Source organism: Pseudomonas sp. USTB-Z (assembly GCF_019691255.1).
Taxonomy (GTDB): domain Bacteria; phylum Pseudomonadota; class Gammaproteobacteria; order Pseudomonadales; family Pseudomonadaceae; genus Aquipseudomonas; species Aquipseudomonas alloputida.
Genome location: NZ_JAECZP010000030.1, coordinates 21,448 through 45,362, shown reverse-complemented (window position 1 = coordinate 45,362; position 23,915 = coordinate 21,448). Strand labels below are relative to the sequence as shown.

Annotated in this window: 24 protein-coding genes; 9 read left to right on the top strand and 15 right to left on the bottom strand. The window is 60.3% G+C overall.

What is annotated here, in order from left to right; all coding sequences use genetic code 11:
• The first annotated feature begins 30 nt into the window (after nt 1–30).
• The 3 genes from I8746_RS24920 (at nt 31) to nhaA (ending at nt 3,887) form a co-directional block, all read left to right on the top strand.
• Complete coding sequence (locus I8746_RS24920) at nt 31–705, top strand: COG3650 family protein (protein WP_221101142.1); 675 nt, start codon at nt 31–33, stop codon at nt 703–705.
• A gap of 103 nt (nt 706–808) precedes the next feature.
• Nucleotides 809–2,416 (top strand): NAD(P)/FAD-dependent oxidoreductase, encoded by a 1,608-nt coding sequence (locus I8746_RS24915; protein WP_003254881.1) that lies wholly within the window; start codon nt 809–811, stop codon nt 2,414–2,416.
• Nucleotides 2,417–2,693: 277 nt separating this feature from the next.
• A complete protein-coding gene (gene nhaA, locus I8746_RS24910) occupies nt 2,694–3,887 on the top strand; it encodes a Na+/H+ antiporter NhaA (protein WP_192907537.1) in 1,194 nt (397 codons plus the stop codon).
• A 69-nt stretch (nt 3,888–3,956) separates the two neighbouring features.
• On the opposite strand, the gene I8746_RS24905 is transcribed toward nhaA, so the two are convergent.
• Complete coding sequence (locus I8746_RS24905; protein WP_003254883.1) at nt 3,957–4,421, bottom strand: glycine zipper 2TM domain-containing protein; 465 nt, start codon at nt 4,419–4,421, stop codon at nt 3,957–3,959.
• Nucleotides 4,422–4,568: 147 nt separating this feature from the next.
• Here I8746_RS24905 and I8746_RS24900 point away from each other — a divergent pair, with 147 nt between their 5' ends.
• Entirely contained in the window at nt 4,569–4,802 is a 234-nt protein-coding gene (locus I8746_RS24900) for a hypothetical protein (RefSeq protein WP_003254884.1), read from the top strand.
• Nucleotides 4,803–4,841: 39 nt separating this feature from the next.
• Here I8746_RS24900 and pdxH read toward each other — a convergent pair whose 3' ends face one another.
• The 5 genes from pdxH to dinG all read right to left on the bottom strand — a co-directional run bounded on the left by pdxH (nt 4,842) and on the right by dinG (nt 12,323).
• Nucleotides 4,842–5,489 carry a pyridoxamine 5'-phosphate oxidase gene (gene pdxH / locus I8746_RS24895; protein ID WP_003254885.1) on the bottom strand — a complete coding sequence of 216 codons (648 nt, stop codon included), beginning with the start codon at nt 5,487–5,489 and terminating at the stop codon, nt 4,842–4,844.
• Nucleotides 5,490–5,508: 19 nt separating this feature from the next.
• On the bottom strand, nt 5,509–6,486 hold the full coding sequence (locus I8746_RS24890) for an OmpA family protein (protein ID WP_003254886.1): 978 nt from the start codon (nt 6,484–6,486) through the stop codon (nt 5,509–5,511).
• A 99-nt stretch (nt 6,487–6,585) separates the two neighbouring features.
• Nucleotides 6,586–7,731: an EstA family serine hydrolase gene (locus tag I8746_RS24885; protein ID WP_004576208.1), complete on the bottom strand. Its 1,146-nt coding sequence runs from the start codon at nt 7,729–7,731 to the stop codon at nt 6,586–6,588.
• Between the two features lie 133 nt (nt 7,732–7,864).
• Nucleotides 7,865–10,099, bottom strand: a complete 2,235-nt coding sequence (locus tag I8746_RS24880; protein WP_221101141.1) for a beta-galactosidase — start codon at nt 10,097–10,099, stop codon at nt 7,865–7,867.
• Nucleotides 10,100–10,178: 79 nt separating this feature from the next.
• Nucleotides 10,179–12,323: an ATP-dependent DNA helicase DinG gene (dinG, locus tag I8746_RS24875; protein ID WP_221101140.1), complete on the bottom strand. Its 2,145-nt coding sequence runs from the start codon at nt 12,321–12,323 to the stop codon at nt 10,179–10,181.
• Between the two features lie 98 nt (nt 12,324–12,421).
• On the opposite strand from dinG, the gene I8746_RS24870 reads away from it, so the two are divergent.
• Nucleotides 12,422–12,886, top strand: coding sequence for a CopD family protein (locus I8746_RS24870; RefSeq protein ID WP_010952286.1), 465 nt, complete (start codon nt 12,422–12,424; stop codon nt 12,884–12,886).
• Nucleotides 12,887–13,008: 122 nt separating this feature from the next.
• Here the strand turns inward: I8746_RS24870 and I8746_RS24865 are convergent, their stop codons facing one another.
• From I8746_RS24865 to I8746_RS24855, 3 genes are all read right to left on the bottom strand, one after another.
• Nucleotides 13,009–13,284, bottom strand: coding sequence for a DUF1145 domain-containing protein (locus I8746_RS24865; protein ID WP_003254892.1), 276 nt, complete (start codon nt 13,282–13,284; stop codon nt 13,009–13,011).
• A gap of 98 nt (nt 13,285–13,382) precedes the next feature.
• On the bottom strand, nt 13,383–14,102 hold the full coding sequence (locus I8746_RS24860; RefSeq protein WP_047605042.1) for an OmpA family protein: 720 nt from the start codon (nt 14,100–14,102) through the stop codon (nt 13,383–13,385).
• An 89-nt stretch (nt 14,103–14,191) separates the two neighbouring features.
• Nucleotides 14,192–14,884 (bottom strand): OmpA family protein, encoded by a 693-nt coding sequence (locus I8746_RS24855; protein ID WP_003254894.1) that lies wholly within the window; start codon nt 14,882–14,884, stop codon nt 14,192–14,194.
• Between the two features lie 159 nt (nt 14,885–15,043).
• On the opposite strand from I8746_RS24855, the gene I8746_RS24850 reads away from it, so the two are divergent.
• Nucleotides 15,044–15,538, top strand: a complete 495-nt coding sequence (locus I8746_RS24850; protein ID WP_221101139.1) for a DUF6231 family protein — start codon at nt 15,044–15,046, stop codon at nt 15,536–15,538.
• A 442-nt stretch (nt 15,539–15,980) separates the two neighbouring features.
• Here I8746_RS24850 and I8746_RS24845 read toward each other — a convergent pair whose 3' ends face one another.
• Together I8746_RS24845 and I8746_RS24840 are read right to left on the bottom strand one after the other, a co-directional pair.
• Entirely contained in the window at nt 15,981–17,366 is a 1,386-nt protein-coding gene (locus I8746_RS24845) for an ATP-dependent endonuclease (protein WP_221101138.1), read from the bottom strand.
• On the bottom strand, nt 17,363–18,499 hold the full coding sequence (locus I8746_RS24840; RefSeq protein ID WP_221101137.1) for a DUF262 domain-containing protein: 1,137 nt from the start codon (nt 18,497–18,499) through the stop codon (nt 17,363–17,365). Before I8746_RS24840 ends, I8746_RS24845 begins: the two co-directional genes overlap by 4 nt.
• A 369-nt stretch (nt 18,500–18,868) precedes the next feature.
• On the opposite strand from I8746_RS24840, the gene I8746_RS24835 reads away from it, so the two are divergent.
• From I8746_RS24835 to I8746_RS24825, 3 genes are read left to right on the top strand one after another with little or no spacing between them, the layout of a single operon-like run.
• Nucleotides 18,869–19,345 (top strand): YchJ family protein, encoded by a 477-nt coding sequence (locus I8746_RS24835; protein WP_003254897.1) that lies wholly within the window; start codon nt 18,869–18,871, stop codon nt 19,343–19,345.
• A gap of 2 nt (nt 19,346–19,347) precedes the next feature.
• Nucleotides 19,348–19,821 (top strand): LEA type 2 family protein, encoded by a 474-nt coding sequence (locus tag I8746_RS24830; RefSeq protein ID WP_161773493.1) that lies wholly within the window; start codon nt 19,348–19,350, stop codon nt 19,819–19,821.
• A 7-nt stretch (nt 19,822–19,828) separates the two neighbouring features.
• Entirely contained in the window at nt 19,829–20,026 is a 198-nt protein-coding gene (locus tag I8746_RS24825; RefSeq protein ID WP_012051415.1) for an SEC-C metal-binding domain-containing protein, read from the top strand.
• 167 nt (nt 20,027–20,193) lie between these two features.
• On the opposite strand, the gene I8746_RS24820 is transcribed toward I8746_RS24825, so the two are convergent.
• From I8746_RS24820 to I8746_RS24805, 4 genes are read right to left on the bottom strand one after another with little or no spacing between them, the layout of a single operon-like run.
• Complete coding sequence (locus I8746_RS24820) at nt 20,194–21,096, bottom strand: pyridoxal-phosphate dependent enzyme (RefSeq protein WP_192907538.1); 903 nt, start codon at nt 21,094–21,096, stop codon at nt 20,194–20,196.
• A complete protein-coding gene (locus I8746_RS24815; protein WP_221101136.1) occupies nt 21,093–22,304 on the bottom strand; it encodes an MFS transporter in 1,212 nt (403 codons plus the stop codon). Before I8746_RS24815 ends, I8746_RS24820 begins: the two co-directional genes overlap by 4 nt.
• Nucleotides 22,301–23,089 carry an alanyl-tRNA editing protein gene (locus tag I8746_RS24810; RefSeq protein WP_004576216.1) on the bottom strand — a complete coding sequence of 263 codons (789 nt, stop codon included), beginning with the start codon at nt 23,087–23,089 and terminating at the stop codon, nt 22,301–22,303. Before I8746_RS24810 ends, I8746_RS24815 begins: the two co-directional genes overlap by 4 nt.
• Entirely contained in the window at nt 23,086–23,799 is a 714-nt protein-coding gene (locus I8746_RS24805; RefSeq protein ID WP_221101135.1) for a serine O-acetyltransferase, read from the bottom strand. Before I8746_RS24805 ends, I8746_RS24810 begins: the two co-directional genes overlap by 4 nt.
• Between the last annotated feature and the right edge of the window lie 116 nt (nt 23,800–23,915).

Sequence of the window (23,915 nt, the reverse complement as noted above, 5' to 3'; positions counted from 1 at the left end):
CTTTGGCAAAGATTCCCCGGAGCCCGCCCCATGCGCCTCACCCCTACCCTGCTGCTCAGTGCCCTGCTGCCGCTGTTCGCTGGTTGCCAGCTACTGGCCGAGCAGCCCCTTGACCCGAACATCGGCACCACACGCATGCAGGGCGAACTGAGCGCCAACGGCGGCCGCCTGTTGTTCAAGCCCTGCAGCGAAGCACGCCGCTTCGTGATCAACGACGTCGCCGGCACCGGCATCCTGCAGGAGTCCGCCAACCTGGCCAAGGACGCCAATGCCAAGTTGTTCGCCGACGTGCGCGGTCGCCTCACGGGCGCCAAGCAGGCCGACAACGACGGCCAGCTGGAAGTCAGCCGCCTGTACCGCCTGGAACCCTCCACCCGCGCTTGCGACGACCCCAACTTCAAGCAGCTGACCCTGCGCGCCAATGGCCATGAACCGGACTGGGACATCAAGGCCAGCGGCAAGGGCATGGTGCTCAACCGCATCGGCAAAGACCCGCTGCCACTGCCATTTCTCGAAGAAGAAGTGCCCGGCGGCGGCCTGACCCTGACCAGCGAAGCCAACGGCCAGCACGTGGAACTGTGGGTCGCCCCGCAACGCTGCGTCGACAGCGCCACCGGCGCCATCCACCACCTGCGCGCCGAACTGCGCATCGACGGCCAGACCCTGCGCGGCTGCGGTTACTACGGTGGTGCGCGCGACAACTGATCGCCGGGCGCTTTTATCCTGCCAGTCGGGGCGTCTAACAGCTTATACTTGGCGGTTTGTGTAAAGCCGCCGGCCGCCCATGGCCGGGATACTGGACCCTGCCATGCTACGAATCACCGAACTGAAGCTGCCCCTGGACCATCCCGACGAAGCGTTGCGCGAAGCCATCGTCCAGCGCCTGGGCATCCGCGACGAGCAACTGCTCAGCTTCAACCTGTTCAAGCGCAGCTACGATGCGCGCAAGAAGAACAGCGAACTGCTGTTCATCTACACCATCGACCTGGAAGCCAGCAACGAAGCCGAGCTGCTCAGCAAGTTCGCCGATGATCGCAACATCGGCCCAGCCCCAGACGTCACCTACAAGTTTGTCGGCCAGGCCCCGGCAGGCCTGCAGGAGCGCCCGATCGTGGTCGGTTTCGGCCCGTGCGGCATCTTTGCCGGCCTGTTGCTGGCACAAATGGGCTTCAAGCCGATCATCCTCGAACGCGGCAAGGAAGTGCGCCAGCGCACCAAGGACACCTGGGGCCTGTGGCGCAAGAGCGTGCTCAACCCTGAGTCCAACGTGCAGTTCGGTGAAGGCGGCGCCGGTACCTTCTCGGACGGCAAGCTGTACAGCCAGATCAAGGACCCGCAACACCACGGCCGCAAAGTGCTGGAAGAATTCGTCAAGGCCGGTGCGCCAGACGAAATCCTGTACATCAACAAGCCGCACATCGGCACCTTCCGCCTCACCGGCATGGTCGAACAGATGCGCCAGGACATGATCGCCCTGGGGGCCGACGTGCGCTTCCAGGAGAAGGTCACCGACCTGTTGATCGAAGATGGCCAACTGACCGGTGTAGTGCTCGAAAGCGGCGAGCAGTTGCACTCTCGCCATGTGGTATTGGCGCTGGGCCACAGCGCCCGCGACACCTTCCGCATGCTGCACGCCAAAGGTGTCTACATGGAAGCCAAGCCGTTCTCGGTGGGCTTCCGTATCGAGCACCCGCAAACGCTGATAGACAAGGCACGTCTGGGCAAGTACGCCGGCCACCCGAAACTGGGTGCCGCCGACTACAAGCTGGTTTACCACGCCAAGAATGGCCGCTCGGTATACAGCTTCTGCATGTGTCCGGGTGGCACCGTGGTCGCGGCCACCAGCGAGCCTGGGCGAGTCGTCACCAACGGCATGAGCCAGTATTCGCGTAACGAGCGCAACGCCAACTCCGGCATCGTCGTCGGCATCGACCCCGAGCGCGACTACCCGGGTGGCCCGTTGGCCGGTATCGAACTGCAGGAGCGCCTGGAGGCGCACGCCTATGTAATGGGCGGCAGCAACTACCAGGCCCCGGCGCAGCTGGTGGGTGATTTTGTCGCCGGCCGGCCCTCGACCGCACTGGGCAGTGTCGAGCCGTCCTACAAGCCGGGCGTGACCTTGGGTGACCTGGCGCCGAGCCTGCCGGACTTCGCCATCGAGGCGATCCGTGAGGCACTGCCGGCGTTCGACCGGCAGATCAAGGGCTATAACCTGCATGATGCGGTGTTGACCGGGATCGAGACGCGTACCTCGTCGCCACTGCGGATTACCCGCGGTGAGGATTACCAGAGCCTGAACCTCAAAGGGCTGTTCCCGGCGGGTGAAGGGGCCGGGTACGCGGGCGGGATCCTGTCAGCCGGTGTGGATGGCATTCGCATCGCAGAGGCGGTGGCGCGGGATATGCTCGGCCTCTGACTCTTTATCGACTGACAGGGCCTCTTCACGGGTAAACCCGCTCCTACACGGAACAATGGCCCCCTGTAGGAGCGGGTTTACCCGCGAAAGGGCCCGGTCCGGCACCAGACTATTCCAGCACCTATTCCAGACTTCCCCTCCCCCATCCTTCCCCAAATCCATCTAGGCTTGCCCCAGGCCTGCCAGCAACAACATATAACAAAAACGAATATGTTTTTTGTTTTAAGGAACATCGTCACAGGCTAGGGTGTACGCCCGTACCCTTCGTAAACTGCTCATGGAGGGCCTACAGCCCGTGCGTAGCCTGTTTACCCGTTTCTTCCAGCTCGAAGCTGCCAGCGGCCTGCTGCTGATCGCCGCCGCCGTTCTGGCCCTGATCATCAACAACTCGCCACTGTCCGACCTGTACGGCGGCTTGCTCGACGTACCCGTCGCCGTCCAGGTCGGCGCGCTGAACATCGCCAAGCCGTTGCTACTGTGGATCAACGACGGCCTGATGGCCCTGTTCTTCCTGCTCATCGGCCTGGAGGTCAAACGCGAGGTGGTCGACGGTCACCTGTCCAAACCCTCACAAGTGATTCTGCCTGCCACCGCAGCCGTGGGCGGCATGGTGGTGCCAGCGCTGATCTACTGGTTCATCAACCGTGACAACCCTGCAGCCGTAGCAGGCTGGGCGATCCCTACCGCCACCGACATCGCCTTCGCCCTCGGCGTCCTGGCCCTGCTCGGCAAGCGCGTACCGGTGTCACTGAAGTTGTTCCTGATGACCCTGGCGATCATCGACGACCTGGGTGCAATCATTGTCATCGCCCTGTTCTACTCCGGCACCCTGTCGAGTGTGTCGCTGCTGCTGGCTGCTGCCTGTCTGCTGGTACTGGTGGCGATGAACCGGCTTGGCGTCGTCAAGCTCGGGCCCTACATGATCGTTGGCCTGATCCTGTGGGTCTGCGTGCTCAAAAGTGGCGTGCACGCCACTCTGGCCGGTGTCGCCCTGGCCCTGTGCATCCCGCTGCGTACACGCAATGCTGAATCGTCGCCTCTTTTGGCGCTGGAACACGCCCTGCACCCTTGGGTGGCCTATGCCATCCTGCCCATTTTCGCCTTCGCCAATGCCGGCGTTTCGCTGGCAGGCATGACCGTAGACAGCTTCACCCACCCCGTGCCGATGGGCATCACGGTCGGCCTGTTGCTGGGCAAGACCGTGGGGGTTTTCGGCCTGACCTGGGTCGCGGTCAAGCTGCGCTTGGCCGCGCTGCCTGCGGGTGCGGGTTGGGGGCAAATTCTGGGGGTGGCGATACTCTGCGGCATTGGCTTCACCATGAGCCTGTTCGTAGGCTCGCTCGCCTTCGCCCCGGGTAGCAGTGAGTATGCTGGCATGGACCGCATGGGTATTCTTACTGGTTCGTTCTTTGCCGCGGTGATCGGCTACGCCGTCACCGCAATGGCCAGCCGCAAAACCAACGTTGCCTGACTTGGCTGAAGCATGAAAAAACCCCGACTGGCAGCAGCCATGTCGGGGTTTTGTTTTACTGCGCAACGGTCAGTGCGAAACGCGGCTGGTACCGTCAACTGTCATGATGCGCACGCGCTCGCCAACGCGGAAGACTTCGTTCTCCTGCACGGCCTGCACATAGGCGCGCATGCTGCCATCATCTTCACGAACGGTAATTTCGACACCTTGGGTACGGGTCAGGCCTTCTTCTGCTGCGGAACCCGCCAAGCCACCGGCCACGGCACCGATCACGGCAGCCACGATGCTGCCACGGCCACCGCCCACGGCGCTGCCGGCTACGCCACCCACAATGGCACCGGCACCGCCGCCAATCGGGGTCTTGGTACCCTCGATCTTGACCGGACGCAGGGATTCGATGGTACCCATACGCACGGTTTGCACGCGGCGGGCTTCGTCACGAGAGTAGCTGTCACCGGTCAGGCTCGAGGCACAGCCCCCCAGCAGCAGCGACATGGTGGTAAAGGTCGCCACCAGCAAAGCGGATTTACGCATGGGTAAAGTCTCCATAAGTCAGGTGCTCATTAGACGCTGCACATTGACGGCTGTCACGGTACAAACGTAATAAAATTGTTTTCATTCAGCCGGGGTACAGCCTGCCGGGCTGTGTCGAAGGCCTTTCAAGTGAGACCAAGAATAGCCATGGATTACTTCATCGTCGTGGTCACCACCGTTACGGGACTGTATTTCCACTGGTGGTTGTATGTGCGCATGCGCCGCTGGATGGACCGCGACCTGGCGTTGTCGCTGGCAGGGGCCGATCCTGAAAAACGCGCGTTCATGCTGGAAAGGTTGGCGCAGGCGCGCCAGGAGAAGGTGGGGCGTAAGCAACTGGCGGGGTGGTTGGAGCGCGAGGCGGCAGGTTATCCGGGGTAGCTTGATCAATGGCTGGGGCCGCTTGGCGGCCCCAGTCGCTCAGGGCGCCAGCCGCTCTCGCAGCCACTGCCCGTCCACCAGCCGATAGTTCAAACGATCATGCAGGCGGCTTGCCCGCCCCTGCCAGAACTCGATGCGCTCGGGCAACAAACGGTATCCCCCCCAATGCTCAGGGCAGTGCGGCTGGGTGTCGGAGAAACGCGCTTCGGTGGCCTTAACCAGGCCCTCCAGCTCTTCACGCCCGGCAATCACGCGGCTCTGTGGCGAAGCCCAAGCCCCTAGGCGACTGCCCAGCGGGCGTACCTGGTAGTAGGCATCCGACTCCTGCGCCGTGACCTTCTGCACCCGGCCCTCAATGCGCACCTGACGCTCCAGGGCCGGCCAGAAGAAGGTCATTGCCGCAAAGGGGTTGGCTTGCAGTTGCTGGCCCTTGGCGCTGTCATAGTTGGTGAAGAAGGTGAAACCCTGCTCGTCGAGCCCCTTCAACAGCAAAACACGGCAATGCGGGCGACCTTCGCCGTCCACCGTGGCCAAGGTCATGGCGTTGGCTTCTACCGGTACCTGCTCGGTTTTCACCGCATCGGCGAACCACTGGTGGAACAGGGCGAACGGCTCCCCTGGTGCCTGGGCTTCGGCCAGGCCATCACGGGTGTAGTCGCGGCGCATATCGGCCAGGGATTGGGTCATTACTGCGGTTCCTTGACGATCAGTTGGTCTTCGCAGGGCTGTTGGCAGCTACTTTCTTGTCAACGGCAGCTTTCTTGGCGGCAGGCTTGGCCGGCGCAGCTTTTTTCTTGGCTGCAGTCTTTGCAGGCGTTTTGGCCTTGGCTACAGGTTTCTTCGCCGCAGCCTTGACGGCCGGTTTGCTGCCAGCGGCCTTGGCGGCGGGTGCCTTGGCATCCTGCACCGCCACCATCGAGGCCGGGACGGGTGCCGGGGCGGCCTGCTGGTATTTGGCCAGCAGCGCGACCATGGTGTTTTGCGGGGTCAGCAACATTTCCACGCGGCGGTTCAGGGCGCGCCCCTCGGCGCTGTCGTTGGCAGCGCGCGGCATCACCGAACCCATGCCCTTGAGGGTCAGGCGGTCACGCTGCAGGCCGCTGAGGCGGAAGATGGCCGATACCGAAGCGGCGCGCTCCAGGCTGAGCTTCTGGTTGGCAACGGCGGCACCGCTGCTGTCGGCATGGCCCAGTACCAGCACGGCAGTCTTGGGGTCGCCTTCGACAGTCTTGGCGACGCGGGTGATCGGGCCCAGGGACATGGGCAGCAACATGTTCGGGCGATCGGGATTGTACGAGCTGTCCACCGGCAGGGTTACCGCCAGCACATTGTCACGACGCTCCAGCTCCAGCTTGCTGTCCTTGATCGCTTCGCGCAGCTTGGGCTCGTATTCGTCCAGCCAGGCCTGCGTGGCCTTCTGATCGATCTTTGGCACCACCGGCCCCTTGGCTTGCTTGTCGTCACCGCCAAACGGCCACCACCAGCGGCTGGAGCTTTCGGATTTGGCATCGGCTTTGGCCACGTTTTCAGTGACGGCTGACTTCACTTCCTGCTCGGCAACCTTGTCCGAACCGAAAGGCCACCAGCTGGAGCCACCTTCCTTGGAGCCGTCCGGGGAGTGGCTGGCGCAGCCGGTAACGGCGGTCAGGCACAGGGCGAGTGCTAAGGTTTTATGTGAAGACATCAGCGATACACCATGAAATAGAAAGATATTTTGCCTACGAACTTCAGGCGTTGGCATTGAGGATAGTCAAAGGGGTGTGGCAATACCCGCATTACCCGATCAAAGGCAACTGGCAAGGACGCGTACCAGTTTCTGGGCGCGTGGGTCCATCAGCACGTAAGGGCCGAGGGTATTGACCACAAAACCGAAGGCCACATCGTACTCCGGGTCGGCAAAACCGACCGAACCACCGGCACCGGGGTGGCCAAAGGCGCGGGCGCCGAGACCAAAGGTGGCATTGGCCACATCGGGCTGGTCGAGCATGCAGCCCAGGCCGAAACGGGTCTGGGTGAGCAAGGTACGGTCCTGGCCAAGGCTATGCTCGCGGGTCAGCTCATCGAGCAGTTCGGATTCAAGCAGGCTGCCGTCCAGCAGCCCGGCATAGAACCCTGCCAGGCTGCGTGCGTTGCCATGGCCATTGGCCGCTGGCTGCTGCATGCGCCGCCATTCCGGTTTGTTGGTGCTGGTCAGTATCGCGGGCGGATTGGTAAAGGCACGGGTCGACAGTGCCTCAGGCTCGCGCATGGTCACCTGCAGCAAGCGTTGCGCTGCACTGTCTCCAGCATTGCCCTTGCCACGGGCGATATGCGCCACGCGGTGGAACTCTTCGTCGGCCAGGCCAACATGGAAATCCAGCCCCAATGGGCGGGCGGTGCGGGCCACGATCGAGTCGCCAGGGCCACGGCCGTCGGCACGGCGAATCAGCTCGCCGATCAGCCAGCCATAGGTGATGGCGGCATAGCCGTGTTCTGTGCCTGGCGTCCACCACGGTGTCTCGGCTGCCAGGGCATCGACCATGAACTGCCAGTCATACAAGGCTTCAGCCGGCAACAGCTTGCGTATGGCCGGTAAGCCGGCACGGTGGCTGAGTAGCTGACGCAAGGTGATCGACTGCTTACCCGCCTGGGCGAACTCGGGCCAGTAGTTGGCCACCGGGGCATCGAGGGCCAGCTTGCCCTCGCCGACCAGCTGCAGGGCGGTAACGGCCGCAAAGGTCTTGGTGCAGGAGAACAGGTTGGCGATGGTATCGCTGTGCCAGGCCTGCTGGCCGTCCTTGTCGGCACTGCCGGCCCACAGGTCAACGACGGTTTCGCCACCCACCTGGATGCACAGCGCGGCGCCACGCTCCTGGGGATCATCGAACAGTGCGGCAAAAGCTTCGCGCACAGCTTCGAACTTCAGCTCATAGTGACCCTGGATCTGCACCCGCTGCTCTCCGTACGACCATATCCAAAAAGGTGTGCATTGTTTCAGTAGTTGGGTGTTTTGCAAACAGGCTTGGGCCAAGTGGTCGCGACACAAGGCCGCTCTCACCTGGGTTGACTGCATCTGCCTGATCTCAGGGGGCCGGTTTTTCCAGCTCGGCACGCAGTTGGTTCATGGTTTGCAGATTGCTTTTGCGCACGGCATCGACAAACCCTGGATAGGGCATATCGGTAATCGCCACCAACCCGAGGTGGCCGTTCTCACCATCGAGCAGGCGACCGCTGGCCGGTTGGTCGAGGTACTGGAACCAGTGCGCGCCAACGATCATCGGCTGCGCCATGGCGGCCTTGAGGAAGTTTGCATAGGCCGGGCCGCGATCCTCTTCCCGCGCCAGCTCCAATGGCCCCGGCCAGAACGGCCCGCGATCACGCGAGCCGAACTGGAACTCGGACACCAGCACCGGCTTGTCCAGCTCCGCCAGGCGGGCAAAGTCGTAGCCGTCCTGTGGCTTGAGGGTATAGAAGTTGAAGCTCAGAACATCGCAGAACTCGGCACAGGCCTTGACCGCCTCCGGTGTACTGACCGCATAGCGGCCACCCAGGAGCATGTGATTGGGCGCATGCCATTTCAACGAATCGGAAATGGTCTTGAAGTAGGTCTCGGCAAATACCCGCTGGAAGTGCTGGTAGTCACGTTCGATTTCCGGGTGCTCCGGGTCAGGCAACGGCGCCTCGAAGCCAGGATCTTCCATGAGTTCCCAAGCGGTCAGTTCGATGCCCCAGGCCTTGGACAACCCTTCCTGGTTGCGATACTTGTCGCGCAACTGCTTGAGGAATGCGCGTTTGGCTGGCACGTCGGTGGTCAGACGCAAGGTGCCGTAGGCCAGGCCATAGCGGCTCTTGGGGTCGCTTCCAGGGGCTGCCCAGGCCAGTTCGTTATCTGCGAAGTAACCGATGAGCCAAGGGTCGTCACGGTGATCACGCGCGGCGATGGCCACGGCACGTTCGGTGGCCATGGCAAAACGCGGGTCGAACGGGTCGGGCATGCGGCCCCACCAGTCCATGCCAGTGCTGATGCTGGCGTAGTCGCCTACGATCGACAGCGGCAAGGTATACGGCATGCGTCTGGCTTGGCCAAGCGCCGGCTCGCTCCAGTTGCCAACAGTGTTGAACCCCCAGGCCTGAAGGCGGTCAAGCGCATGCGCCTGCCAGCGGTCGGCATCCAGCACCGGCGGCGCGCAATCGGCTGGCTGGCCCTCCACTGCGGGCGGGCAGGGTTTGCCATAGGTACGCTGCAGGTTGGCGGCGTAGAAGTCGAACCAGCGCCCCTGCTTGAAATTGCGCCCTTGCGACGAGGCATTGCCATCGTCGTTGTTGCTTTCGCCATAGAACGCGGCCAGTGCATCGCCCTCAGCGGGCAAGGCCTTGAACATGCCTTCGCGCCCGGCGACATACGTACGCCCGCCGTCTGCCGCCACGGCGTTTACCCCCAGGGAATAGAACGGGTGCCCATCCGGCGTTACCAGGTACCAGCGGCCATCACGCTTTTCAGTGCGAAAGAAGCCCTTGGCTGCAAAGGCCGGACCGCCCACCAGGCCACCGTAAGCGTCCAGCTGCTGCTTGCCGCGCTCTGCCAACCAGCCCTTGAGCTGTTGCTGTTCACGGGTATCGGCCGCCTTGAGCTGCTCGTCACTGGATACCTTCTCGGGCCAGTTACCGCGAGTCGACTGGCCATAAGCATCAATCAGCTCGTGGTAGGCCGCCCTGTACGCCTGGTCGTCATCCTGGATACCGACACGCTCGATCAGCAGGCTCTGCGCCACCTTGGGGCTGGGGATGCTCAGGCTGACCGAGGTCACCTGCTTGAGGTCGACTGCACCGGCACTGCTGGTCAAAAGGAGGCGCTGACCACCATGGTTCCAGGGCATCGGCGGGCCGGCGCGCATGCCCTGGTCCAACGGCGAACTGGCCGTGAGGGGCACCAGCACGGTTTGCGCGGGACCCGCGGGCAGGTCGATACGGCTGGTCAAGGCGCGGCCATCACTGCCTTGCACGGTGACATCCACGGTCAATGCCCAGTCCATGGCACTTTGCAGGCGCAAGGTCAGGAACTGCCCAGCGGACCAGTCCCACACCCCACTCTGCGGGCTCAGGCGCAGGGTCGGCTGCTGGGCCGGGTTGAACACCACACGCCGCAACACCTCGCCCTCGGCCGTTTGTTCCGCGTTGTACTGCGGCATGCCGGCATCCACCGTCGCCACATTAACCACCGAAGCCGGGCGCACGAAGCTGAACAGCGTCTGCTGCCCGGCCAGCAAGGGCGAACTGCACAACAAGGCGAATACGGCGGGCAGGGTGCGGCGGATCATAAGGCTGGGGCTCTCCTTCAGGGCCCTGATGGGCCCAAGACGGGTGATGGACAATGCGCCGGCGCAAGTGCTCCGGCGGTCAGGAAATTTCCCGCCGGAACGGCGGCAGCGCATTGAGAATAGCCTTGCCGTAGCGCTGCGTGACCAAGCGCCGGTCAAGCAAGGTGATAACGCCGCGATCCTGCTCGGTACGCAGAAGGCGGCCGCAGGCCTGGATCAGCTTCAACGAGGCGTCAGGCACGGCAATTTCCATGAACGGGTTGCCGCCACGTGCCTCGATCCACTCGGCCAGCGCAGCTTCGACCGGGTCGTCGGGCACAGCAAAGGGAATCTTGGCGATGACCACGTGCTCGCAATACGCACCCGGCAGGTCGACACCTTCGGCAAAGCTGGCCAGGCCAAACAGCACGCTGTGCTGGCCATCGTCGACCCGCGCCTTGTGCTTGTTCAGGGTTTCCTGCTTTGAAAGGTTACCCTGGATGAGCACCAGCTTGCGCCAGTCACGGTCCAGACCGTCAAACACATCCTGCATCTGCTTGCGTGACGAGAACAACACCAGCGCGCCACGGGCATCCTCGACGATGTTCGGCAGCTCGCGGATGATCGCCGCGGTGTGCGCTGCTGCATCGCGTGGGTCGGCCTGTAGGTCGGGGACCCGCAACAGGCCGGCATCGCCATGCACGAACGGGCTGGGCACCACGCAGGTGACTGCGTCGCGCGGCAACCCCGAGCGCATGCGGAAACGGTCGAACTTGCCCAGCGCGGTCAATGTCGCCGAGGTCACCAGCGCGCCGTGGGCCACGCTCCACAGGCTACGCCGCAGCATATCGGCGGCGAGGATGGGGCTGGCGTTGACTTCGATGTCGAACAGCGCGCCACTTTCGGCCAAGGTCAGCCAGCGCGCCATGGGCGGGCTGTCTTCCGGGTCTTCGGCGGTGAAGGCCGTCCACAGCTCCCAGTTACCCTGGGCACGGGTGACCAGGCTACCGAACAGCGGATACCACTCTTCGGCCTGATGGCTGGCGATGCCGATATTGACCTCGCCGTCCATGCCTTCCTTGAGCAGGTCAGCCAGGCGGGTGAACAGATCGTTGAGGCGGGCAAAGCCCTTTTTCAGTTCGATGCCCACTTCACGAATCTGCTCCGGCACCACCCCACCCTCGAAACGGTAACGCGGACGCTCACGGCCTTCGGTGTCCTCGCTGGGACGGAAGTCAGCCACCTGTTCACAAAGGGTGAACATGAACTGCTGCTGGGTGCGTACTTCTCGCGCCAGCTCCGGCACCTGCTCGATGTACTTGCCCAGGTCGCCGGGCAGCGGATGCTGGGCCAGCAATTTGGTCAGGTTCTTGGCGGTCTGTTCCAGCCAGTCGGCGGTGGAACGCAGCCGCGAATAATGGGCGAAATGGCCGATGGCCTTGTCTGGCAGATGATGGCCTTCGTCGAACACGTACATGGTGTCGCGTGGGTCGGGTAACACTGCACCGCCACCCAGGGCCAGGTCGGCCAGGACCATGTCGTGGTTGGTGACGATCACATCGACCTTGCCCATGCCTTCGCGGGCCTTGTAGAACACGCACTGCTGGAAGTTGGGGCAGTGGCGGCCGGTGCACTGGCTGTGGTCGGTGGTCAGCCGTGCCCAGTCCTGGTCTTCCAGGGCCTCTGGCCAGCTGTCACGGTCACCGTCCCAGCGGTTGCCGGCAAGCTTCTCGATCATGCTGTTGAACAGCTTCTGGCTGCGCTCGTCGACTTCGATGCGGAAGCCTTCTTCCTCGAACAACTGAGCCGTGGCTGACTGGGCGTGGCCTTCCTGCAACAGAATGTCGAGCTTGGACAGGCACAGATAGCGGCCACGGCCCTTGGCCAGGGCGAAACTGAAGTTGAGGCCGCTGCTGCGCATCAGGTCGGGCAGGTCCTTGAAGACGATCTGTTCCTGCAGGGCCACGGTGGCTGTGGCGATCACCAGGCGTTTGCCGGCGGCCTTGGCAGCCGGGATGGCCGCCAGGCTGTAGGCTACCGTCTTGCCGGTACCGGTGCCCGCTTCCACGGCCACCACGGCAGGCTCGCCAGCGCGGCGGCCTTCATCGTCGCAGACAATGTCGCCAAGCACTTTGGCCACTTCGGCGATCATCAGGCGCTGCCCATAGCGCGGCTTGAGGCTCTTGGCTTCGAGAAAACGCGAATAGGCGCCCTGGATAGTGGCTTTGAGTTCGTTGCTGATCATGGTCTGCAGGCGCCCGAAGGGCTGGATATATTTTCAGTGTTTCACATGGGGCGGCTATCATACCCCGCTATTGCCCTTTCTGCCGCATGGAGATCCGAATGCTCGCCTTTGCCCTGCCCTACACCCTGCATGTTCTGGCCGCACTCGTATGGGTCGGCGGCATGTTCTTCGCCTGGCTGGTGCTGCGCCCGGCAACGGTTGCAGCCCTTGAAGGGCCTGCCCGCCTGCGCTTGTGGGTGGAAGTTTTCCGACGCTTCTTCGGCTGGGTCTGGCTGGCGGTGGCGATTTTGGCGATAAGTGGTATCGGCATGTTGCACATGCGCTTCAGCGGTTTCGAGACGGCGCCCCGGTACGTGCACGTGATGATCGGTGGCGGGATCGCCATGTTTGCCTTGTTCATGCGCATTCAGGCGTTGCTGCTGCCGGAATTGAAGGCAGCGGTGCAGGCCGAGGACTGGCCGACGGGTGCGGCGGTACTGGGGCGCATTCGGCGGATGGTGGGGGTCAATCTGCTGCTGGGGCTGGCAGTGGTGGCGGTGGCCAGTTCGCGACTGGTCATCTGACAGGCGCTGCGTGCAACCTGCAGCGAAGCCGGTGCCACGGTGCATGGCACCGGCGTTGCCGGTGTTCCTGGGCAAGCCCGCTCCGGCAAGGGGTCGCAGTGAGCATCAGAGGCGCTGCAAGATCAGTTCACCCGCGGCGCCTCCCGCGGACGGGGAATGGACATGACATGGAAGATTCCCGTCAACAGGATTTGCAAACGGTCAAACCAACGGTGACTGCGCCCGCGCAGGCTGCGATTGAAAAACAGCACTTCAAGCAGGTGCAGGCCAAACAAGACGATGCCTGCGGCATTGATCAGCAGATTGAAGGGCAAGGGTTGTGGCATCAGCTGATTGAACAGCACCACCCCCCAGAAAGCGACCGTCAGGACCTTGCCCAGGCCCAGGATGAACTTCATACCACGCCCCTATAGAGAGTTGTCATGTCGAGGTGGCCTGATCGAGCAAACCGTGCGAACAACATTAACGGCAATGCCAAGACAGGCACCAGCACCACTCAGTTGAGGTGCAGCTCCACCCGTCGGTTGCGCGCGCGGCCCTCCTCGGTTTCGTTGTCGGTAACCGGTTCGCTTTCCCCACGGCCCTGGCTGGTGACCTTGCCCATCTCCAAGCCCTGGCCGATCAGGTACTCGGCAACGCTACTGGCGCGGCGTTCGGAAAGTGCCTGGTTGTAGCTGTCGGAGCCCACACCGTCGGTGTGCCCGATCACACGAACCTTGGCCACCGTCGGTGAATTGAGCTTCTCCACCAGGCCTTGCAGGCGTTGCTGGGCCGCCGGCGTCAGTTCGGCGGAGTCGAAGGCGAACATCACCGCGCCGTTGTCATCGAGGGTGATCACCTCTGGCGAGGGTTCGGGTGCACTGGCAGGTGGCGCGGCCGGGTACTGTTTCAGTGGGCAGCCCATGTGATCGACCGCCGTGTTGGCCGGGGTCTCGGGGCAGTGATCGCGCCGGTCGAAAATGCCGTCACCATCTTCGTCACCGTCCTGGGCGTAACAAATCAGCCCGCCGGCGATGGCGCCCAAGGCGCCACCACCGGCAGCCCAGGAAGAACTCTCGATGGCACCAAGGCCACCACCGACCAAGCCGCCCAGCAGGCTGCAGATGGGCCAGGTCCTTTGATTGAGGGGCGCGCTGCCATCGCTGTGCGTAGCGCAGCCCGCGAGCAGGCTGGCAGCCACCAACAGCGGCAATGCCGCCTTCGACGTCACACTCATGCTGAATGCTCCTGTGTCATTGGCCACAAACGGCTGGCCGGCATGAAGACGCGCCCGTGCCACTGCTCGAGGCACGGGCGCCCGCCGTCTTACCGCTGGATCTTGATCTCGGTACGACGGTTCATGGCACGCCCTTCGGCCGTGGCGTTGTCTGCCACCGGCTGGGTTTCACCCGCGCCGACCACCGAAACGAAGCTGCTGCGCGGTACACCGCTCTCGACCAGGTAATCGGTCACCGAATGGGCACGTCGCTCGGACAGTTTCTGGTTGTAGCTGTCGGAACCGACGCTGTCGGTATGGCCGCTGACGCTAAGGCGGGCAGAGGGCGCTTCCTGTTTCAGGCGCGTGGCAATGGTATTGAGGCGCTCTTTGTCACTGGCCGTCAGGCGCGCAGAATCGAACTCGAAGTGCACATCGCGGATGACAATGACTTCTTCCTTCTGCACCACCACTTCTTCGACCACCGCAACCGGCTCAGGCGGGCATCCGTTGGCATCGACCTGCACACCACGCGGGGTGCCAGGGCACTTGTCACGGCTGTCGGGCACGCCGTCGCCATCCTCGTCGCCATCGCCATGGGCCCAGCAATAGCCCGCCGCCAGGCCACCGCCCAGCAACGCACCCCAGCCAGCCCAGCTGGAACTTTCGATGGCGCCCAGGGCGGCGCCGCCTACACCCCCGACGGCGGCACATTTCGGCCAGTCGGTTTTTTGCAAACCTGCACAACCAGTCAACACACTGGTGAGCAGTACCAGGGGTATCGCTGTGCGTACTATGCTCATTTCATTGCTTCTCCTAGGGGGAATCGGCATAAGGCCGATCTCTGGGAGTAAAGACCGCGCATTCCAACCCTGCCAGCAATAAGCTACGACACGGTCACATGCCCCTTTGCCCGCACGCCGCAGCCCGCTAGTCTTGGATGACTTGAACGAGGAATGGCAATGACCGAAGGTTTCTCCAAACGCACCCCGCAACAGGCCCTGGCAGCCCTGCTCGAGCGCTTCACTCCACAACGGCTGCTGCTGGTGGGTACGCGCTTCCCAGCGCTGGACGCTTTCGCCCAGGCACACCCCCAGGTAACCATCGACACCGCCGCCCCCGGGCCGCTGCCGGCCGAACTGGCCGCCAAGCGCTTTGACCTGGCGGTACTGGTGGACTGCCTGGAGCACTTGCCCAAGCGCACCGGCCTGGAGCTGCTCGGCGGCATTCGCAACCTCAATGCCAGCCGGGTTGCAGTGCTGGCCGACCTGGCTGCCTGCGGCTGGCAGGACACCGACTTTTTCGCCCTGGCCATGTCGGCCAGCGAGAAATTCTGCCGTGAGCAACAGGTTTTGAACCTGTTCACCTATGATCTACATGACTATAAGCAGGTCCCGGACTGGCTCAATGCCAGGTTCTGGGCCAACCCTGAAATGTTTGGGAAGTACTGGTGGTGAAACCCGCGTATATCAAGGGCTTGAGCACCAATGACCATCCACCACGCTATGCCCGAGCTGGGCCATTTGTCACCATCCTGTCACAGAAACCGCCTCAACGGCTTTCGGTTTGGCACTATCGACGTAACGGCATCTACTATCTCCGGATCCGACCTCGGGGATGCTCCGCCCGTAGCCTCACGGTTTCACTTCGCACTACGGAACGCCCCTCCGCTATGACGCTATCGCAAGACATTCTCAAGGCTCTGGCCGTCTTTCACCTCGACCGACCGGAAGCCACATGGTCAGACCTCAAGGGGGGGGTGTAAGCCTGAGCACAGTTCAAAGGGCCGTACACCGATGATGCTCTTTTTCTTATGTACCCAGTAGGCAGCACGGGGCTGCGGAATAGCAAAATCACTGCGAGCTTAAAAGGTGATAGCTCGCAGTGACGCAGACGAAGTTAATCAGGATACAAACTGCGTACAATTTCGATGTCGTCAGCGGTAAGCTCTGAGTCAACGGATAGAATGAATTCTTCGATATTTTGTTTGTTGGGGTGCTTCTCGAACCACAGTAAAAACGCAGTCTGATAGACACTTGGCTCTACTTTCCCATAAAGTGAGCGAGAGATCTCTTCAAACTTGTCGTGTTTTTCATAGCCCTGGCAAAGGCGAATCGCATCTTGGAGCTTGTCTGGTCTCACGCCAAGCTTCTTAGCAAAATCAACAGGGTGCGCTTGAATAATTGCCAGTAGCTCGTTCTCTGGCTCAAGCTCTCCGGGCAAAAAGGTGAACGCTGGAAGCTGATATTTTGCTTCTCGACGCTGATCAGCATCAAGTACCCCTTTAATCTCCAATCCTCTCTTCTGCTGCGCGTATCTGTATACCACTTCGTATACGTTAGACTCGCCGCCAAGGAAAACAATCTCGTGGCTTTTCCTGATCTGACTCCCATAGAGATCCAGTAACTTTTCAAAAAAAACTTTTGCTTTGTTATCTTCGAGAAAGAAGATTCCTTTAGTAACGGGAGCTACTCCGAGCTCAGAGAGATAGCTACCGGAAGACCCAAGAGACCAGTGCGCAGCCTGAGGTCTTTTCATGACAATTACACGCTCAGCTCCGAGCTTGGAGACTATGAAAGGCGAGTGTGTGGATATAAATATCTGCTTGCTTCTATCGGCTGCAAGAAAGACCAGTAGATCAACAACTCTCTCTTGAGCTGCTGGGGTGAGGCCTGTTTCAGGTTCCTCTACAAAAAAAATGCCGGGCGCGCTATGTTTCTTCGCAAGGCTCCAATAAATGAACATAACCAACTGCTCACCCATGGAGGCAGTGAAATTATCATGTTCAACGCCATTTTTACTGAAGACAAAGCGAGGGAGATGAATATCGTCCCCTACAACGACCTCTTCAATACTAATCGAGTCGTAGCTACTACCGATTACGTAGTTGATTAAGCTTAGTTCCTTTGCCGGTAACGGGGCTGCGCCATCTTGCCCAAACGTGCTTCTGAACTGAATTAGGGTTGAGTTAACCTCGCGAAGTTCAGTCAACGGCTCCGTAAGTATTGCTGAAATTGCATCTCCAGGAAGCGAAACGGTAGTACCTCCATGGAGCTCGACCTCATGGCTATGGAAATTTATTCTTCGGTAGTTCGTATCGGTTAAATAGGAGAAGAAGCTACTTTTTCCAGCTCCGTTGGCTCCTACCACGGCAAAAATGCCGCCAGTCTTGAACTCTAATGGTGGAAGATGTGGTGTGAGTTGTCGCAGGGAAATAATACCTTTGGCAGCTCTGTGAATGGTATCAACCTTATTCCAATAATCTTGGATGGCTGCTTTTTTCATTCTAAGCCCCACTGTTCTTCTTCCATGAACGAAATCAGCATGGTCTCCGTGACGTTGTCAGCTGACTCAATTCTCCTCAATATGGCAAGAGCTCGCTCTCCGACATTGCTCGAGTATGTCTGCCCTTGCATCCAACCAACCAAATAGATAATCAATAGTCGTAACTTTACTGGTATCGCATCGTTGACACTTGAGGCGGAACGCTCATTGTAGATAGTGAATAGTAGAGACAGGGTACTGGCTTCGTCGCTGCTTTCCTTTGTGCGCTCTCGAATTGACTCAAAAGCGAATAGATGGATAATATTGTCTTCAGTGTGGTCGTAGTAAAAGTAAATGAGCCATGTTAGCAAGGTTGGTTTGTTGAGCTTGGCTTTTGATCCAAATTGCAGTCCAATTTTGCAGGCTGCTACAAGTGCCTCTATGGCGGTAGCAACACGACCTTCGATATACACAGGCACCGGAAAGCCGGACCTGTAAAATTCAATTAGATTTATATCGGTAATTTTCTTGTTAATATTTTTGGTATGCACAGCATAAACAAGACGCGCGATTACATCATCATATGACAGCCTATTGTTATTGAATCCTATTAGAGAGCTATCGACGCCACTGCCTTCCATTAGGGTGACGAGATTTTTTATTTGCTCGCGCACGGGACCGAAAAATGTATTTCTTTTTTCAGCCGGAGTTAGAGTGACCCCTTGATTTAAACGAAAGAAGAGTTCGTACGGCTCACCCTCTTTAAAATCATAAAGCTCATGCACTCGAATGGAGTATTGCTCTATACGATTTCTTATGGGATCGGGGAGTTCCGTGAAGTATCTGCCGTGCATGGCTACAATGCTATCATCGAGTGGCTCTATATTTCCGTCGATGGGAAAACCATTTTCCAAGAAGTCGACAATTGAGCTAAGGCGCTGCTGCCCATCAAGAACTTCGAGGGTTTCCGAAGATGTAATGACAAGGAATATAGGCGGAAACTTCCAGTCCCTCAGAATAGTGTCGATAAGACCTTGTTTCTTAGACTTGCTCCACACCATGTCCCGCTGAAAGTCAGGACGAAGATCAATGGTTCCACGTTTGATTCGTTGGTATAGAGTTGCGATATCAGGATCTTTAGCGGTTATCTTCATGACGTCCTTCTTGCTTCCTATTGTGCACAGCCCCGGGCTTTAATGTACTTCCAGTTGGCATGTAGATTACCGCAATTTTGATCGTACTGCGCTCATGGCAGGCAGGGGGACTGAGTCATCGTGAACACCAATCTGTCTTGAGAGGGTGACCGCTTCCGGGACTTCGTCCACTCTTAGGCCGCAGAACGAAAGGTCAGCGCCAAGGCTGCAGATGTAGCAGTCACTCGCCAAGTGTGACCAATGGTGTAACCTTCATGTCACCAGAACCACTTGAGGTCCCCCTATGAAGCCCGCTACGCTTGGCCTCCCGCCTACCCCCCATCAGTTCTGGGCCAACCCTGAAAACTTCGGCAAGTACTGGTGGTGATGATGAGTGTCTCGGTCTGCCCTTGTGGCAGTGGCAACCTGCTTGACGCCTGCTGCGGGCATTACCATGCCGGTACCCCGGCACCGGATGCCCAGGCCCTGATGCGCTCACGCTACAGTGCCTACGTGCTGGGCCTTGTCGACTACCTGGTAGCCACCACCCTACCGGCCCAGCAAGCCGGCCTGGACCGTGCTGCCATGGCCGACTGGAGTGCACAGAGCACCTGGCTGGGCCTGGAAGTGGAAAGCGCAGAAGTGCTGGGCGGCCAACCCGAGCACAGCTTCGTCACCTTCACCGCACGCTGGCACGACCAAGACGGCGATCATCAGCACCGCGAACGCTCGGCGTTCGTCCAGCATGCCGGCCGCTGGTACTTCATCGACCCAACGGTCGGGTTGAAGGCCGGGCGCAACGACCCCTGCCCCTGCGCCAGCGGGCACAAATTCAAGAAATGCTGCGCCAGCTACGTAGGGAACTGAACATGATCAAGCGCACCCGTCTGCTACTGCTCGGTGCGCTAATGGCATGGCTGACGGGCTGTGCCAGTTGGGGTGAGGACTGGCGCGAGCCCGAAGTGCATCTGGTCGAGGTCGAAACGGTCAAGGCCAGGTTGCTGGAACAGGAGTTCGTGCTGCACCTGCGGGTCGACAACCCCAATGACAGCCGCCTGTTCATTCGCAACGTGTCGTATGCAATACGCCTCAATGACCTGCTACTGGTGCAGGATGAAGCCAGCGTATGGCGCAGCGTGGGCGGGCATGCACGGCGCACTTTCAAGATCACCGCACGAACCAACCTGTGGCAGCACCTGAAGCCACTGGCCAAGCTGCTCAGAAGCAAGCAGCCGCTGCATTACACCCTGCAGGGCGAACTGGCGACCGGGTTGCTCATCCATCGGGACCTGCACATCTCGCGCAGTGGTGAGATAATCCCCGGCGATCACATACCGGAGTAACCCTGCAATGTCCCAACAACCCCACGTTCATGGCCCTGACTGCAACCATGACCATGATCACCACCACGACCACGGCCATGTACACGGCCCGCACTGCAACCACGGCACCCAAGAACCGGTGCGCAACGCCCTGAAGGACGTTGGCCGCAACGACCCGTGCCCGTGCGGTAGCGAGAAGAAGTACAAGAAGTGCCACGGCGCCTGATCGACTGACGCGATTCAACATCTGAGCAATTGCGCGATCACTGTGGGAGCGGGCGCGCCCGCGAACACGGGCGAAGCCCGTGCCATACACCGCGTCGCATGCTTCGCGTGCTTGCCCGCTCCCCAGGTAGCGTGCCAGCCTCTGGACCATGGGCCTGACACAGGTGGCTACGCGGCCTTTCGCCGGTTAGCCCCCAGCAGATCCTGGTACCAGAGGCCGGCATCATAGGCGATGGTCACCAGAGTGGTCTCGACATACCGCGGGTGCTGGGCCATGCGCTGGGCAACCGCCAGGCAGGCAGCGGCTGTATTACCGACAAAAATGCCACTCTGCATGTAGAACCAGCGCTGTGCGGCGAGCATTTCTGCATGTTGCACCTGAGCCCGCTCGTCCACCAGCGACCAGTCCATGAACGGCGGGCAAACGCCCACGGCCATGCCTTCAAAACGATGATCGGCGAACACGCCAGCCCTCGAATCACAGCCATTGGGGTCGACCAGCACCGTCGACACGTCGAAGCCATGGTCTTTCAGCCCCAGGGTGATACCCGTGAAACTGGCGCCAGTACCCGCACAGCCCACGAACAGGATCTGCCGCCCTGCCCCGGCGTTGGTCAGTTGCAGGGCCAGTTCACTGGCGGTCTGATAACGATGGGCCTCGATGCCCACCGGGTTGTTGAACTGGTCGGTGTAGAAGTATGACTTACCCAACGCGGCCTGGTTATCCAGGTGATGCATCACCACGTCCTTGGGTGAGGCACCGGCCATCAGCATTTCCTTGCCGATCAGCCGAGCACCGAAACACTCCAGCAGATCCCGCTTGGTCTGGCTGAAGCTCAGCCCGACCGCCAGCTCTACGGCGACCTGGTACTTGTGGCAGGCCGCCAGCAAGCCAAAGCCGAAGCTGCCACCGGTTTTTTCGATGACGGTCGTCACCCCGGGAATGATGTCCCCCTTGCGCACGGCATGTTCGATGATCCGCCGCGCCGCCCGGTATTTGTGGCTACCGCCCGGGTTGTTCATTTCCAGCTTGGTGTAGATACGATCGCTGACACTGATGAGCTCGCTCATTTGCGGCTACCTTCCATTGACGTTTGCAGGCAGGCCTTGTTCTGCAGCAGGCCGGCAGTGGCAACCAGCAGCCCCAGGCAGAGGACCATGCAGATGGCGTTGGTACCGTCCCAGCCAACCGAGCTCAGCAACAACGAGGGGCTGAATGCGCCGAGGGTGGCAAAAATGGCAATGGCCAGGTCGTTCTTGCCCTGCATCTGCATCGCTGCCGGGCTGTTCTGCAGTGACTGGGCCAGCAAGGCACCTCCGCCTACATAAGTGAGGTTCCAGCCCAGCCCGAGGGCAATCAGTGCCAGGGTCATCATGGCGTAGCTGTGCGACCAGATATTCATCGCCGAGCAACCGATCAACAGGGCCAGGCCCGCGCAAATGGTGGTCTTGATACCCAGCCGCTGGATGATGGCGCCGGTGAAGAACGACGGGGCAAACATGGCAATCACATGCCACTGGATCGCCAGGCGGACGTCAGTGAAGTCCTCGTGCATGTGTTTCATGTGCATCGAGGCCTGGATCATCAGCAGGTTCATGATCCCGTAGCCCAGCGCAGCGACAGCCATTGCCACAACCACGCTCGGGCCTGCCGGCTCGGCACGGACACTGGCCGGCTTTGCTGCGCTGTTGACCGCGCTGGCCTTACCGGCATCGTTGGGCAGGCACAGCGCAATCAACAATGAAAGCAACGCCAGGCCGACAAACGCGGCATAACACAGCGAAAACAGGGGGTAACCACCCACGTCACGCAGCCACTCGGTAAGCGTCGGCCCGACGACAGCAGCAATGACCCCGCCCGCCACGACCAGCGAAAGTGCCTTGGGCTTCAAGGCCTGGGAAAGATTGTCGGTTGCCGCGAACCGGTTGAAATTGGCGAACGCGATGTACACACCCAATGCAGAGTGGCTGAGGACCAGCGTTGAAAAATGCTGGTGCTCCACCGCCAGAAAGCCGCTGACGCCAGACAGCGCCAGGGGAATCGCGCCCAGCATGAACGCCTTTTTACGGCCGATGCGGCTCATCAGCCTGGAGACCGGATAAGTTGCCAACATCAGGCACAGAAACTGGAACCCGTACGGCACCGTGGACCATGCGGCATCAGGCGCCAGCGCAGCCCCGACAATGGCGGCCATCGTCACCGACATCACGGCAGTCGTCAGGTTGATCGACTGTGCCGTGAAGTACAGGTACGTGCGCCGCGGTAACGTGCTGTTCATAGTGCGTGCTCGTGATAAGTGGACAAGTCGATTTCGGCCTCGGGGAACACGCAGATCAGCCGTTCCTTGCCTTTACCCAGGCGTTTGCGCTTGACGCTAAGGCGCCCGATGCGCCGAGGCGAATCGAGGTGCGTACCACCGCACGGGATTTCGATGCCGTCGTAGGTCCACAAACGCGCGTCTTCCAGGCCTTGAACCGCGTAGTGCTCGATCGGCGCATCGCAGCCAATCAGTTCATTCGCCCGTCGTTCAATTTCAAGCACGTCTTCAGCCGTGAAAGCGTCCTCGACCAGGAAGTCGAAACGTGCCGTGTCCTCCTTGATATGGCAGCCGATAGTCCATTGCTTCAGTTCTTCACGCAGCCCGATGGCGGCGGCATACAGGAAGTGGCTGGCACTGTGAGACAACGTCAGCCGTTCGCGCCGTTCAATATCGATAGTGACGCGGGCCGGCATACCCACGGTGACTTCATCCAACAGGTGTAAATCATCCGGGTGCAGGCTGTGAATAATAATGCCGCCCAGTTTTCCGCCTTTGAAACCGTCCAGGCGAATAGGGCTACCGTAGAGTTTTTTAACCCAGACGAATCGCACGGTACCCACCGGTAATTCAATGGTGCCGAAGTCCGCTTCCTGGCCGCCCCCTTCTGGATAGGCCACCGTACTCAGCAACTCGATGCCGTCACTGTGCACCCGCGCTACTTGCGTATTCGCGCCCGCCAGGTACTGGTCTTTGTAATACAGTTTTTCGGTATTTCTTAAAACTTCATAGTTCAGAGCGTTCATGATTCCAATACCACCTGCAATGATGTTTTAACCTGTACCCGGGCAGCGGCTGGGACGTCTTTGGTCACAATGCAGCCCGGCCCGATAAACGCACCGTCACCGACATGAATAGCGCCCAGCACACTGGCGAAAGCGCCGATCTGTACCCGGTTACCCAACGTCGGGTGCCTGGGGCTCAAGGGGTTGTCACTGATACCGCGGGCGCCCAGGGTTACGCCGCCAAGCACGTAGCAGTCGTCACCAATGGTCGACGTTTCGCCAATGACGGTGCCCATGCCGTGATCGATGATGAAGCGCGCACCAATGCGGCTGCGGAAATGGATCTCCGCCCCCGAAAGCATTTTTCCGCGCCTGGAGATCATGGCGGCCAGGCATTGACCGCCGGCGCCGTAGGTCGCGGCGCTATTGTTATAGATCCAATGGGCAAGCCGATAATGCAAAACCGCAGAATAAGAGGTGTAGGTTTTTGCAATGAATACCAGGTCGCGGCCGGCAGCCGGATCTTTCATGGCAAATGCCTGTAAATCGGCATGTGCCTGTTCAGTCACACGTTCAATGACCGGTGTTTCTTTCAGTGCTTCGAACTCGACGATTGAACAACATTCCAATAACGCCGAGGTCACAAGATTCTTTACAACTTTGAATGACTCCAGTTCGTCAGGGACAGGAAGCCTGGCAATGACGGCTGATTGCATGTCCATAGGGTGCATGGGCTTGATATCCAGTTGTCTGGTCTGCACAGACGCTAACAGTGCCGCCTTTGTTGGCAGCCGAAAGTTCCGACACGGGGATATTGGCATGTGCTGGCCATTTGCAAACGAACAGT